Source organism: Vibrio sp. Y29_XK_CS5 (assembly GCF_024181835.1).
Lineage (GTDB): Bacteria > Pseudomonadota > Gammaproteobacteria > Enterobacterales > Vibrionaceae > Vibrio > Vibrio harveyi.
This window is the reverse complement of sequence record NZ_JAMZAM010000001.1, coordinates 2,126,614-2,140,695: the sequence shown is the minus strand read 5'-3', so window position 1 is coordinate 2,140,695 and position 14,082 is coordinate 2,126,614. Positions and strand designations below refer to the sequence as shown.

14 protein-coding genes are annotated in these 14,082 nt (G+C 44.8%); 3 read left to right on the top strand and 11 right to left on the bottom strand.

What is annotated here, in order from left to right; translation table 11 throughout:
• The first annotated feature begins 36 nt into the window (after window positions 1-36).
• The gene (gene argF / locus NL647_RS09595) at window positions 37-1,083 is read left to right on the top strand and encodes an ornithine carbamoyltransferase (RefSeq protein WP_009706650.1); all 1,047 of its coding nucleotides are present in this window, start codon (window positions 37-39) and stop codon (window positions 1,081-1,083) included.
• Between the two features lie 143 nt (window positions 1,084-1,226).
• Window positions 1,227-2,504, top strand: a complete 1,278-nt coding sequence (locus NL647_RS09590) for a RidA family protein (RefSeq protein WP_005449942.1) — start codon at window positions 1,227-1,229, stop codon at window positions 2,502-2,504.
• Between the two features lie 72 nt (window positions 2,505-2,576).
• On the opposite strand, the gene NL647_RS09585 is transcribed toward NL647_RS09590, so the two are convergent.
• The 4 genes from NL647_RS09585 to NL647_RS09570 form a co-directional block, all read right to left on the bottom strand.
• Window positions 2,577-3,206, bottom strand: coding sequence for a putative adhesin (locus NL647_RS09585; RefSeq protein WP_005449940.1), 630 nt, complete (start codon window positions 3,204-3,206; stop codon window positions 2,577-2,579).
• A 649-nt stretch (window positions 3,207-3,855) separates the two neighbouring features.
• Window positions 3,856-4,173, bottom strand: a complete 318-nt coding sequence (locus tag NL647_RS09580; protein ID WP_049535243.1) for a DUF202 domain-containing protein — start codon at window positions 4,171-4,173, stop codon at window positions 3,856-3,858.
• Window positions 4,157-4,513, bottom strand: coding sequence for a YidH family protein (locus NL647_RS09575; RefSeq protein ID WP_005449936.1), 357 nt, complete (start codon window positions 4,511-4,513; stop codon window positions 4,157-4,159). Before NL647_RS09575 ends, NL647_RS09580 begins: the two co-directional genes overlap by 17 nt.
• A gap of 55 nt (window positions 4,514-4,568) precedes the next feature.
• Window positions 4,569-6,140 (bottom strand): sulfatase-like hydrolase/transferase, encoded by a 1,572-nt coding sequence (locus tag NL647_RS09570; RefSeq protein WP_230674918.1) that lies wholly within the window; start codon window positions 6,138-6,140, stop codon window positions 4,569-4,571.
• A gap of 136 nt (window positions 6,141-6,276) precedes the next feature.
• On the opposite strand from NL647_RS09570, the gene NL647_RS09565 reads away from it, so the two are divergent.
• Window positions 6,277-7,089, top strand: coding sequence for an AraC family transcriptional regulator (locus NL647_RS09565; RefSeq protein ID WP_005449931.1), 813 nt, complete (start codon window positions 6,277-6,279; stop codon window positions 7,087-7,089).
• A gap of 73 nt (window positions 7,090-7,162) precedes the next feature.
• On the opposite strand, the gene NL647_RS09560 is transcribed toward NL647_RS09565, so the two are convergent.
• From NL647_RS09560 to NL647_RS09530, 7 genes are all read right to left on the bottom strand, one after another.
• Window positions 7,163-7,744: a DJ-1/PfpI family protein gene (locus NL647_RS09560; protein ID WP_005449929.1), complete on the bottom strand. Its 582-nt coding sequence runs from the start codon at window positions 7,742-7,744 to the stop codon at window positions 7,163-7,165.
• A complete protein-coding gene (locus NL647_RS09555; protein ID WP_017448222.1) occupies window positions 7,744-8,385 on the bottom strand; it encodes a bifunctional 4-hydroxy-2-oxoglutarate aldolase/2-dehydro-3-deoxy-phosphogluconate aldolase in 642 nt (213 codons plus the stop codon). The genes NL647_RS09560 and NL647_RS09555 overlap by 1 nt, the downstream gene beginning before the upstream one ends.
• Window positions 8,378-9,325 (bottom strand): sugar kinase, encoded by a 948-nt coding sequence (locus NL647_RS09550; RefSeq protein WP_005449925.1) that lies wholly within the window; start codon window positions 9,323-9,325, stop codon window positions 8,378-8,380. The genes NL647_RS09555 and NL647_RS09550 overlap by 8 nt, the downstream gene beginning before the upstream one ends.
• A gap of 97 nt (window positions 9,326-9,422) precedes the next feature.
• The gene (gene kduD, locus NL647_RS09545) at window positions 9,423-10,175 is read right to left on the bottom strand and encodes a 2-dehydro-3-deoxy-D-gluconate 5-dehydrogenase KduD (protein WP_005449923.1); all 753 of its coding nucleotides are present in this window, start codon (window positions 10,173-10,175) and stop codon (window positions 9,423-9,425) included.
• 9 nt (window positions 10,176-10,184) lie between these two features.
• Window positions 10,185-11,018 carry a 5-dehydro-4-deoxy-D-glucuronate isomerase gene (gene kduI / locus NL647_RS09540; RefSeq protein WP_005449922.1) on the bottom strand — a complete coding sequence of 278 codons (834 nt, stop codon included), beginning with the start codon at window positions 11,016-11,018 and terminating at the stop codon, window positions 10,185-10,187.
• A 14-nt stretch (window positions 11,019-11,032) separates the two neighbouring features.
• Complete coding sequence (locus tag NL647_RS09535) at window positions 11,033-12,790, bottom strand: sodium/substrate symport (protein ID WP_005449920.1); 1,758 nt, start codon at window positions 12,788-12,790, stop codon at window positions 11,033-11,035.
• Window positions 12,791-12,801: 11 nt separating this feature from the next.
• Window positions 12,802-13,962 (bottom strand): glycoside hydrolase family 88 protein, encoded by a 1,161-nt coding sequence (locus NL647_RS09530; protein WP_253650060.1) that lies wholly within the window; start codon window positions 13,960-13,962, stop codon window positions 12,802-12,804.
• Between the last annotated feature and the right edge of the window lie 120 nt (window positions 13,963-14,082).

The following is a 14,082-nucleotide window of genomic DNA, read 5'->3' as shown; positions in this document are numbered from 1 at the left end:
CTTAAGTAAGCCCCAAATGAAAATAGGAAAATGATTATGAAATTACCTTCTTCAAGTGCAACTGACCTACACAAAGCAAACATTGAGCATATGGTGTCTATGAAAGATTTCTCAGTCCGAGAAATGGACAACATGATGGAGTTGATGAGCTACCTAAAACAAGCGCGAAAAGACAATGCTGTCCCACAACTGTTCAAAGGAAAGTCAGTAGGGATGATTTTCGAAGCCGGCTCGACTCGCACACGCGTTTCATTTGAAGTTGCCGCAACGCTACTTGGTGGTCACGCTTTGTTCCTATCGCCAAAAGACATCCATCTTGGCGGCAAAGAATCGATTGATGATACCTCACGTGTTTTGTCACGCATGTGTGATGTGATCATGGCTCGCACTAACAGCCCTGAAACGCTAGATGGTTTGTTAAACATGTCTACCGTACCGGTTATCAACGGCCTAGATACCCGTTTCCATCCAACGCAAATGCTGGCTGACTTATTTACCATTCGCGAGCACATCACTGATGGTCGTCAGCTTAATGAACTGACTTTGGCATTCATGGGTGACGCTACCGATGTATGCCGTTCATTGATGCTAACTTGTGCGAAATACGGCATGGGCTTTAAACAAATTGGGCCAGTTAAATACCACATGGAACCAGAATGGGTCGAGCTTGCAGAATCGTTCTGCAAAGAGTCTGGCGGTCATATTGAGATCACCGATGACGTAGAGCGAATCAGTGATTGTGATGTGGTCTACGGCGACAGCTTCTACTGGGTCACTCAAATGGATGAGAAAGAAGAGCGCTTAGCTGCCTTCATGCCTGATTACGTGATCACGGAAGAACTTATGGCAAAAGCGAAGCCAGGTGCAATGCTTCTGCACTGCTTACCAGCAAACGACAAAGAGGAAGTCACTCGCGGTGCGCTAGAAAGTGAATACTCTGTGGCATTCGACGAAGCAGAGAACCGTCTAACGGCGCAAATGGCCATCTTGGTTTACTTCACTCATAAAGATGCCATCACACCAAGCGAAGAAACCATCAAGCGTCACGAAGACAAAATCCTGACCTTCCTCAGCACCCTATAACGATCTCATTCACTAACTAACGTTTTTATTCGGCACACATAGCCAGACTTGCCTCTATTTTGAGCGGTTGGTCTGGCTATCTATTGCCTATAGGAATGCACCCATAGCGGTCCTATAGCAGCCAGAATTGGAGAACATTCGAAATGCACGGCGAAATCATCAAAGTATCTAGAAATACAGAAAAAGCACCAATCAACGACGGCTCAACTCAATCGGTAGCTTTCTCCCATTACAACAATATCTCAGCGCAACTGCCGATTGACCCAGAAAGCCAAAAGTTAGTGGAAGGGGGCATCAAAGAGCAAACTAAGCAATGCTTAAGCAATATTAGATCAATCGTGGATAGCATCGAGCACAGCTTAAATGACGTCGTTAAAATCACGATTTATCTTAAATCTATGACCGATCTAGATGCTGTCGATGAAGTTTATAAACAATACTTCATCAGCCACCTTCCAACTCGAACCGTAATTGCCGTTGCTGCACTGCCTTTGGAAGGCGCTTTAGTTCAAATCGACGCGCTCATTTCGAACGGTGAAGGAACACACCCTCAAGAACCTTGCGAGCTGATCAAGCTGGTAAGAAACACAGCAAAAGCCCCAGCCAGTTTGCTGTCGAGCCAAAGTGTTTCGTTCTCACATTACAACCACATTTCAGCCCAACTGCCGATTGAACCAGAAACAGGCAATATTGCTGAAGGCGGGATCAAAGCGCAAACTCGACAATGTTTAAAAAACATCAAGAGCATACTGAACAGTATTGATGTCCCTTTTGATGACATTGTTAAACTCAATATCCATCTGAGAAGTCTCGACGACGCCTTTGCTGTCAATCAAGTCTACAGCACATTTTTTCCAGACTCGGCGATAGCAAGAAGCGTAGCCTACGTGCCCGCTCGTACTATCATCAAAGCTGATGGGTTACCAATGGACGCCTTAGTGCAAATAGACGCGACGGTTTCTCATGGAGACGGAACGCCACCACAAGCCGTTGAAGATCGACATGGGATTGTGATTCGCGCCCACAACACAGAGGCGGCACCAATCAGCAAGTTCTCAACTCAAACTGTCGCTTTCTCGCATTACAATAACGTTTCTGCACAACTGCCAATCCATCCGTCGAGTGGCGAAGTCATTGCTAATGACGTAGGCGAGCAAACCATGCAATGCTTAGACAACATCAAAGCCATCATCAAAAGCGTACACCATATAATGGACGACATCGTGAAGCTGAATATTCAGCTAAAAGATATCAACGACTTGCAAGTCGTGGAGGATATTTTAGCAAGCTACTTTGATAAAGAGCTTCCAGCGTGCACTGTTATCGGTGTATCAGAAATCTTTATGGACGCTTCTATCCAAATAGACGCGATCGTTTCTAATGGTGAAGGCACATTTCCAAAAGAAGAGCTTAGCTACTGAGCCTCATAAAATTATCCAGAAAAAAGGTCAGCTCTACAGCTGACCTTACGTTTATCAAAACCTAGTTTGGCTCTAATCAAAGATCGACTTACCCAAAGGAACAGGGTTTTGCTGCCCAAAATTGGTTCCGTTTTGTAATCCACGACAAAACGAGCAATGGATGGTGCTGTATTTGATGTCGTTGTCTTGGAGCAATTTGAGAGCTTCAAATAAGGTTGGTGGAGTGCCGCAGCTACGGTTACGAATGGTCAATACATCCATTTGAACGGTGCCTTTGTGCTGCATCAGAAACTGTTCAACGACCTCATCGTTCAGCTTTAACACGTCACGATAATACGATTCAAGGTCATGCATGCCTTGCGCAATGTAAGCGTAAGTTTCCGCCTCGTCCGCACTTTGATACTTGGTCAGGTCATAATCTTTATCCAGATCAGTGCTGGTAATAATTTGCCTTGGCTTCACATAACCCGAAGCGAGCCTGCGAATATCCATGCTGCCGCCTTGCGTGTATCCATGTTCACAATAGAACTGGAGATTCTCATTGGCGGCTAATTTGATTGGGCTCTTACTAGAGGTGCGTCCATGGGCACTAATGATCAAATGTTCCGAGGTTGGCTTTCCCTTCTCTTTTGACCATAAGTAAAGGTGATTACCAATACCGTGTTTCTTAAATGTCGCGTTTTTAGGTACCTTCATTGGCATATTATTATCTCCATATTCACTAGTTCAACCAACGGATTGAAGCTTAAGTATAAGCAGCGAAAATAACCCAACTGGTTGGTTCAGAACGAGGATAATTATGTTTGTGATATGGCTTCTAAAAGTCACTGCAAAAATAGAGCGGCATACAGCCAAGCATCAAGTATATAAGCGTAGTTCAAATTGCCTTTTCTCTTTTGAAATCAGAACCCTGGTCAAAAAATGAAAATTTACCTTACGCAGCACTCTGTCAGAGTGCTGTCAGGGCAGCGAATACTCTCTCACCCGCACACAAAACCTTCACATCACGGTCATAATCTAGGGTCTAAAATTACTCTTGTACTCGTGTCTACGGACGAAATTTTCAATCGTTAGTTGTGGGAGGTTGCTATGGAAAAGTACTGTCCAATATGTCAAACAGAGCTCATTGGTCGAAGCCAATATTCTGTGTGTCCGAGAAACAGTATCGGTGAATGCGCTTATGATGGTTATGAGGAACACCACGCCCATTGCTGTCATGATCAACGAAATAGTGCACATGATGCCGAGGCAGTCACACTGGAATAAGTACCTCAAGAATACCCGTTAAAGAGTGCCACTCAACATCGAGTGGCATTTTTGATTGTTTTCAACATCGAAAGGACAGCAAAGGTTAGATCAATTCAAGCAAATGGAGCCCATAGAAAAACGCCGATAAAACTAAAGAAGTGGCAATCACTTTATGCTTTCCCGCTTTCCAACGGGTTCCTCTAGTCGCGACGCAAAGACCAGATGCATAGACATAACGGCAAGCTAAACAGGCACAAACCAAAGAAACTGCCAATAACCAAGAAATTGAGCCATGCAATATCTTAGCGATCGACAACACGATCAAAGCCGACACAAACAAAGTGCGCAGCCAAGATAAAACCGTTCTTTCAACTTGCAGGCCGGCATCGCTTTTTAATTGGGTCTCATCCAACAAAGACATCGTGATAGATACTGCTCAGCAAGAAGGTAATCACCACCACCATTAAGATCGGTATTACTTTAATGGCATGAGAATAAGACAGGTTATTATTTAGCCGCATGGCGATTTCATTCCCTCGCCAATTTGCGTAAGCGAAAATTGAGCAAAGAATAGAAATCGTCAATAAGGATAAGCAAATTAATGGCTTATACAGGGTATCGTTAAGGCTTGTGGCTAGTTGGTCTACGGCAATAGCTGCGGTAAAAAAGCCAAGTGCGGTGCGTACCCAAGCCAAAAAGGTTCGCTCATTGGCAAGTGTAAAACGATAGTCGGGGTCTTCCCCCTGTTTTTTCCAAGACATACTCAAAGCATCAGAGAGAGTGAGTACCTCCTCACTCTCTCAGTCATTTAGTTATTTATTGTGGTTTCAGCATTTGCATATCGCCACCAGCCGATGGCAGGTAACGGGCGTTATGCAGACGATATGACGACCAGTAGCCAGACCAACGAGGGTCAGATTGCAACAACTGAGCCGCTTGCAACACAATCGCTTCTTTATGGATTTGATACTCATCCAAGTCGAACAAGTTGGACTGATCATCTTTATCTAAATGATGTAATTCTTCAAAACCCGTGGTTGCGTTATAACCGTAGAAATAAGGTTTACCTTCTAGCATTACCTGAAAACCAAAGCCGTAATTACACCCGACATGTACACCCGTTTGGTAAACCTGCGTTAATGGACGGCGAGCCTTACCTTGCATCACGTTCAGCAAGTTATCTCCTTCCATTTGTGATGGAATTTCAATACCTGCAAATCCGAGGATGGTTGGCGCCACATCAATCGCAGAAACAGTCTCATCGGATTGTTTCAACATGGTTTGCTGAGATTTAGGTGGCTTAATCACCAATGGAATACGGAAGATATCTGGCTGAAAATACGAGCCTTTATCCGCCATCGCCATACGACCATTCATATCACCATGATCAGCAGAGAACACAATTGCAGTTTCATCCCATAGCCCTTCTTCTTTGAGGAAGCGTGTTAAGTGACCGATAGCGTGATCCACCACCTCTACTTGCAATAAATGACAAGCAATATAGTCCTTCGCAACTTCAGCATCATACATGCCCCAATATTGCTGGTAGAGTGCATAAATTGGGTTGCCCTCTTCTTGCATGGTAAAGCTGTCAGGCAAGGTAATGGCGGCTTTGATTTGCTCGTAACGCGCCTCTAAACCACTTGGCACAGAATAAGGCTGATGAGGGTCGAAGAATTCTAATTGAGTGAAAATTGGCTTAGCTGGCGCTTGGATTTTCGATGCTTTTATTTGCTCCACAGCCAACTTCGCCAAGAACACTGAGTAATGCGCATCTAACGGGAAATCGCTGCCATCTTGCTGTTCAATCCAACCGCCAAATGAATTTGCAGGAGACAACTTATCAATCTGTAAACCACGGAGCTCTTTGCGGTATCTTGGTAACTGTACGCCCATATTCGCGAGGTATGCTAGGTAGCGATCATCGTCTTCTACTGGTGGTCCCCAGCGATCCCAAGCATGCACGTTTTCACCAAAGGTGCGAACGAATTTCTCTACACCAACGTGACATTTACCTGAATGTTTGAGGGAGTAGCCGACACGTTTTAGGTAATCTTGGAAAATGATGTCATCGAGCTCGAGATCCACCTTCATTCCTACCGGCGTACGTTCACCGTTTGAAAGATAGGGAGGGTGCATGCCAGTAAAAATAGCGGCCCTTGCCGGGCCGCATAAAGGGCTGGGAGTAAATGCCGAACTAAATGAAGTACCTTCCGTGGCAATGGACTCGATGTTTGGCGTATTGATCACGCCAGAAAGCGGACGTTGGGGGTGATAACAATCCGCAGAAATCATATCGACAGTAATGAACACGATATTGGGCTGTTGTTGGTCGTTTCTATAGAAAGCGCCCTTTCTTTCTTTTGGGTTTAAGAAATCAGAAATCATCTAGGCCTCAAAAATATGCAAAGGTGATAGAGCTCTATTATTCAAGCCTTATCACGGACTACTGATTCCTAAAGTTAGTCGTGATTGGTACTATAAACCATAGTAAAAATCCCTGTTGAATGTAAAAAGCGAAACAATGAAAAATCAGCCGCTCCTTATCGAACAATCTGCAGATTCATGTGGCATTACGCTGCGCTCAATGTGGGATGTACATGCCGACATGAACTACCACATCAAATGGCCAAGAGACCGTATGTTGCCTATGCTTCCGAATGCTATTGTGGCGGTATACACCATCCAAGGCAGTGGATGCATCAAGATGAAGAGCGGAAAAATTCTCACGGTTTCTGCACCAAGTGTAACCTTCATCGACAGTAGAAACATCGATAGTTACTGGACAAATGGAATCGTTTGGAATCTAAACTGGTTCGAGTTTTTGATGCAGGGCGTAACCCCGATTCCTTTTGAAGAGCCTATCGCATTAAAGAACGACGATTACCCAAGCATTCTTTCGGAAGTGAAAGCGCTTATTGCCTCTAAGTCACCGATAAAACTCAATGCCGCAGTCGCAGGCTTTGGGTTTGTTTTCTATAAATGGCTCACCTTAATTGACCAATCGAAATCGATGACCAGTCAAGAAAAAACGGTCCATGAAATCGTGGCAAAAATGAGTGAAAATATCGGTGAGAATATTGCGATAAAGCAGTTTGCGCAGGAAGCAGGCTATACAGAACAGTACTTAAGAAAACTCTTCCTAAAATACCTCAACGTGACCCCAAAGCAGTACTACCTGAAGCTGAAACTCGACGCGAGCATGATGATGCTCAAACGCTCCGGAACCAATGTAAAACGCGTCGCTTTCGAACTCGGCTTCAACGACAGTTTCCATTTCAGTCGCGCGTTTAAAAAACAGTTTGGTGTTTGCCCATCAAAAGCAAACGAAGTCTGATGGGCAAAGGTTTTGTGGAGTATTAAGCTCTTAACCGTGGATGACTAGGGGCTATTCGAAAGGTCAACAGACACTAATGGTTTAGTGGCCAGTTTGAGAAATAAATATGATCCGCTTGCCAATCAACGTCTTTGTTGTCTTGGAACAGCTTCGCAGCAACCGTAAAAGCAAACTCAAAGCTCACCCCTAACCCTTTCGCACTGATGAAAGGAGCGTCGACAACCACAGGCTGATCAACATATACGCCATCAGAAAAGTTCTTCTCTAGACCACCACCCGTTGTGTAATGGTGCTGCCCTAGAAGCTTGTTTGCTGCCAGTACTTTGGCACCGGATGAACACAGTGCACAGATCCACTTATCTTCTGCGATATGTATTTTTAGAAACTCAATCACTTTGCTGCTGCACGTCAAATTGTCCGTGCCCATTGGACCGCCCGGCATCATCACCGCATCGTACAGCTCTGCACTTTTTTCTGACAGCAAGTAGTCTGCAGAAATCAACGTTTTGAAATAGGAGCTCAGTGGTTTGCGATCGTGTATCGATAATACGTCCACTTCAATTTTGAGTCGGCGCATAATATCAATAAAGACCACCGCTTCTGCCTCTTCAAAACCATCCGCTAATAAAACGGCAACACGTTTAGTCTCCGCCATTACTGCTTCTCCTGTTGATTAACCACCTTCACGGCTTCTCTCGTTAAGCGCCCTATTTCTTCCCAGTCTTGGTTTTCAATTAATGATTGGGGCACCATCCATGTACCACCACATGCCACCGTATTCGGTAACGCTAAGTACTGATTGATATTGCCTTCGTTCACCCCGCCAGTTGGCATGAACTGCACATCTTTATAAGGACCAGAAAGGGCTTTGAGCATGGCAACACCACCTGCAGCCTCTGCAGGGAAAAACTTCATTAAACGAACGCCTTGCTGTCGTACTTGCTCCAACTCGCTCGGAGTACAAACGCCTGGAATAAATGGAATGCCTTTAGCAGCACACGCTTGCAAAGTATCTGGGTTAAAGCCCGGCGCTACAATAAATGACGCCCCAGCTAGAGTCGCTTGCTCGACTTGCTCTGCATCCAAAACTGTACCAGCACCAATATACATATCAGGCTGAGCAACGCTCAGTAGTGCAATAGCCTCCGCCGCAGCTGGGGTTCTAAACGTGATTTCAATGACGTTCAAGCCATTGTCAGATAAGGCTTTGCCTAACGAGAGTACATCTTCAGCGCGCTCAATCGCGACGACAGGAATTACTTTATAAGACGCAAGTTTTGCACCTAAATTATTCATACAATTTGTCTCTTAATAGATCAGTTATTGGTGACGGTACAATGGCACCTTTATATTGAATGACTTTGCTAGCCAATAAGTTGCCAATTTGACATGACGTGCCGAGCTCTAAACCTTCGCTTATTCCCCAAATAAAGCCAGCATTGAACGAGTCACCAGCTGAGGTGGTATCAATCACTTTTTCCACCGAGCTAGCAGGATGATGGGTCACAGAATTGTTCCAGTTTGCTAAAGATCCGACACTGCAACCGTCCGCTCCTTGCTTGATAACAACGACCGCTTTACTTTGCTGATTGAGTCGTTGAATGGTGGTCTCAAGGCTTTTATCGCCCCACAGAGCCTGTTCATCATCACTGGTTAGCAATAAGTAATCGCTGATGTTGACGATGGCTTGATACCAATGTTGAGCATCGAGCCTGCTGCTCCATAAACTCGGACGATAATTGCTATCGAAAATAACTCGAGCCCCTCGGTGACGAGCATCAGTCAAAATCGAGATAAGTTTGGCTCGGTCCTCGTCATCTAAAATGGCAAGAGAGATGCCCGATAGATAAAGAAAATCAAAGGACATAAGCGCTTGTTCAATCTTTGAAAATTGCTCATGCTTGAGTAATTGAGACGCCGCCGATTGATGTCGCCAATAAGCGAAACTGCGCTCTCCAGCATCATCTAATTGGATCATGTAAAGCCCGGTTGGATGTGCTGGGTCAATCAATACATATTGAGTATCAATCCCTTCTACTTGCCATTTTTCTGCCATGTGTTGAGAAATCGAATCTTCACCTAGCGCCGTGATATAGGCAGGCTTTAAATCAGGATTTAGGCGACTGAGATAAACCGCAGTATTTAATGTGTCACCACCATAGCTCTGAGTCATTTGCCCAAAAGGCTGCCCACTGAGCTCGATCATACATTCGCCGATCAAGGCTATTTTTTTCATCGAAAACACCGAAAGTAACGTAACAATTCCGAAAGAAGCTCGGGAATAAAATCAGAAAGAAAATGCCTGCGAGTGCAGGCATTTGGGGAGTACGAGATTAGCGAGCGAGCCAGCCACCATCGACAGCTAATGTATAACCGTTCACGTAATCAGACGCTGGTGATGCTAGGAAAATCACAGGACCCGCCAAGTCTTCAGGCAAACCCCAACGTTGTGCAGGGATACGCTCTAAGATCGCTTGGTTTCGATCTGCATCGGCGCGCAATGCAGCGGTATTATTGGTCGCCATGTAGCCTGGGGCAATCGCATTCACATTAATGTTGTGTGCTGCCCACTCGTTCGCCATTAAGCGGGTAATCCCCATAACACCACTTTTCGATGCTGTATAAGAAGGCACTCGAATACCGCCTTGGAAAGAGAGCATAGACGCCACGTTGATGATCTTCCCGCCGGTGCCTTGTGCGATAAATTGTTTCGCAACCGCTTGAGACAAGAAGAACACCGACTTAACGTTAATGTCCATTACATCGTCCCAATCTTGCTCAGAGAATTCCAACGCATCGTTGCGACGAATAATGCCTGCATTGTTAACCAAGATATCGACACGACCAAACTCTGTCACAGCACGATCCACAATCGAGCTAATGTCATCCGTTTTCATCAAGTTCGCACGGATATCGATGAATCGGCGACCTGTTGCTTGGATTTTTTCGATGGTTTCTGTTGGCTCAACAATATTCACACCAACAATGTCACACCCCGCTTGGGCTAGCCCTAAAGCCATGCCTTGCCCTAAGCCTGTATCGCAACCTGTCACAATCGCGACTTTATCTGTCAGTTTAAATTCCATGTTTTGCTCCTAGCGAAGATCGGTGGTTTTAATGTGGTCCATGTCGTCGAACGTTTGGTTCTCACCAACCATTCCCCAAATAAAGCTGTAGTTTTTGGTCCCCACGCCAGAGTGGATAGACCAACTCGGAGAGATAATCGCTTGTTCGTTATGAACCAATATATGGCGAGTCTCTGTTGGTTCACCCATCATATGGAACACGGCTTGCTCCGGCTGGATATCACAATACAAGTACACTTCCATACGGCGTTCATGTGTGTGACAAGGCATGGTGTTCCATAGGCTGCCAGCTTCCAGTTTGGTTAGCCCCATCACTAGCTGACAGGTCTCAACCACATCTGGCACAATGTATTTATAAATGGTTCGTTCGTTACAGCTTTCACTATCTCCTAGCGTTACTGGCATCGCATCTGCTTGAGTGATTTTACGTGTAGGGTACGCAACATGAGCAGGTGCACTGTTGTAGTAAAATTTCGCAGGCTGACTTTCGCTTTCACTGCCAAATGACACCGATTTTGCACCTTTACCAATGTATAACGCTTGTTGGTTTTCTAGCTCGTAAACCTCACCATCAACGTCAACGTAGCCCAAGCCACCGATGTTGATGATGCCCATCTCACGGCGCTCTAGTAAGTAATCCACACCGAAATCTTTACCAATACCATCGAAAGAAACTTTCTCTTGCTGCGGCATCACACCACCAAACAGAATGCGGTCGATATGACTGTACGTCATGGTGTAGCTGTCAGCCTCGAAGATGCTCTCAACAAGGAACTCCTCTCGTAACTGTTGAGTGTCTAGCGTTTTTGCGTGTGCTTTATGAATGCCTTGACGTGTGTTCATATTTCTTTCACCTATCATTGTGTAACACTTGCGATTTTTTGTTTATTTCCAAGGCTTTGAGAGTAAATCAAGCCTCCGACGGTCATGATGAACAGACCACAGATTAAGAAGTAATAAGCATGCTCGTTCGGAACTAAGAAGAATGCAGTGATGACGCCACCAAAGATCAGCGTTAAGCGCCCCAAAATTCGACACTGCATCACATCAGACTCTTCCATGCCTGCTGGCGAGACAATTGGTGTCTTTTGATTCGTAAAGAACTGTTCGATCGCACTCTTTCTTTCCCCTTCAGGCGCTTTGTAGAACAAGCCTGTGCAAAGGAAGAAGCCAACCGTGATAATGGCGTGCATAAACTGGGTAATAACCACACCCAAGTCCCCAAGCTCACGTCCTGTTAGCGCTACGCCAATCGTTTCTGATACCCATTGAGCGTTAAAGACATTGTTACTGATTAAGCTAACCACGAAACCGAAACAAACGGTCGCCCAACCAGCCCAATCAGGAACACGTTTGATGAACATGCCAAGAGTTTGAGGGATCATCATCGGAATATTCACAAGACCCGCAAAGATGATCATCATGGAGAACAAACTGATGCCACGTAATTCGTTAAGGAACAGCGCGAAGCCAATGACAATCAACCCCATCACACCAGTCGAAATCTTACTTGCGCGCAACTCTTGCTCTTCCGTCGCATCTTTGTTCAACATTGGCTTGTAGATAGATTTCACAAACGATGCAGCAACAAAGTTAATGCGTGAATCCAGTGTCGACATTGTTGCGGCGAACATTGCCGAAACCACTAACCCCACCATACCCGCAGGAAGAAGAACCTGAACTGCTGATAGATAAGCCGCTTGATTCGCTTTTGCACCTAGTTGTGGGTACATCCCCGCAAGGTCAAGACCTGCACTTGCAGACCACATTGGAGGGATAAACCACATCACGCTACCAAATGCGAACAACAGTGCGGTAAGGTAAGCCGCTTTTCGAGCTTGAGCCGAGTCCTTCACGCACAAGAAGCGAACTGACTGACCAATGTTGTTCATGTCGATAACACGTTGAATAAAGATAGCGCCAATCCACAGTAGGAAGATTTCTTGGTAGTGGATGCCATTACCCGTCCAAAGCGCAGCCCCCTGCCAGTGATCAGTAATATCGGTAACGCTGTCTACGTTGTTCATCACCGCAATAAAGGTCACAACACTGATGGCAACAATCAATAGTGCCTGTAAGAAGTCACTTGAAACAACAGCCCAAGCCCCACCTGTAATGGTCATGAAAACAACGGCTGCACCTGTGATCACAATAGCCAATTGAATGTTGATACCAATCACCGCAGAGATGAAAATTGAAACTGCATACAGCGTAATTGCACCACCCATCAGACCAGTGATCATGTAGATAAACGTGTAGAAACGCTCTGTCTTCGCACCGTAACGCTGACGAATCGCTTCCATCGGTGTAATTACATTAAGCTGTCGAAAACGAGGGGCGAAAATACGCGCACAGATCAGATAGCCGATAATGTTAAAAACAAAAATCCAAACGACCGCAAAACCATCAATGTAAGCTTTACCTGCCGCGCCAGTGAAGGTCCAAGCACTGAACGTAGTCATAAAGGCACTAGAGCCCGCCATCCACCAGACCATCTTGCCGCCTCCACGGAAATAATCGCTGGTATTGGCAACTTGCTTACGGAAAATAAACCCAAGCAAGACCATGAAAATAAAATAAAAAACAATCGCGCTAATATCGTATCCAGAAATCATTATCAGTTTCCTTACCAGAAGTAGCGTTGATGACCGCAGATACGCATCAATGCTTCGAGATAGTAGTAATCACCGTACGGCAGCATGTTGTTTGCCAAGTCTTTTGCGACAAACGATGCGCCTTGAGAAAGTAAGCCATGAGCAGAAGGGTCTGCCGTTAGATCACATTGTTCGATCAATCCTTGAACTAAATGCATGCCCCATTGCTCGAAGAAATCACGCTCTTGCTCGTCCTCACAAAGGCTCGCAATCAACAAGAACCCTGCTGCTGTAATAGCCCCCGCCGAACTGTCTTTGTATGGGTGCTCAGACTCTGGTAAACGGTAATCCCATACAGGAACCGCATCATCTTGCAGGTAAGGCGTGACAAACAGCGCTAGCTTTTTCGCAAGCGCCAAAAACTCAGGATTCTTGGTATAAAGGTAGGTTTGAGCAAAACCATGAATAGCCCACGACTGACCTCGAGCCCAGCAAGAGTCATCTGCATATCCTTGAAAGGTTTCACCTTTGATTGGCGTTTGAGTCAGCGGATCAAAGTTAAAGGTATGAAAAGTAGAGAAATCATCACGAACAATATGCTTAGCCATTGTTTTTGAGTGATTAATTGCTGCATCTTTTAATACATCACTATTGGTTTGATTTGCTGCCCAAAAAAGCAGCGCCGTATTTTGTAGCGAGTCGATAATTGTTTTTCCCTGAGTTTTTTCAGGACCAAGAATGTGAGTTTCATTCCATGCAACAATATATTGACCAAGTCGACGGTAGCGTTGATATAAACTATGAGCAGCTTCTATACCCATTGATTTATATTCTTCATCTTCGGTTAACATATAACCAGCAACGCAACTTAATGAATATTGAAAACCTAAATCATGATCATGCCAATTTGGGTTGATAAGTAATTCTTTAAAATAAGGTTTACGCATATTTGCGCTATTTTTGAACGTCTCATCACCTGTCAGCTGGTAGCAAAGCCACAACTGACCCGTCCAAAATGAAGAAACCCAATCTGAAGGACCACAGTATCGCCATGTACCATCTTCATTGCCGATCTTAGGGTTATTAATGCCAATACGAGGGATATTATTTTTAATTGAAGAAACAGCCTTTGTTAATTGCTCTTCAAAATTAGTGCTTTTATACCTTTTTGAGGGATATGCATGTTCTATCATTGCGACTCGTTCCAGGTTGATTATTTTATTTCACGTATTTTTTATCTGGAGCCAGTTTATGAAGATATGAGAGCTTCATTCAATGTGTAAAAACATGCAAAAATGAAAAAAAAGAAACTA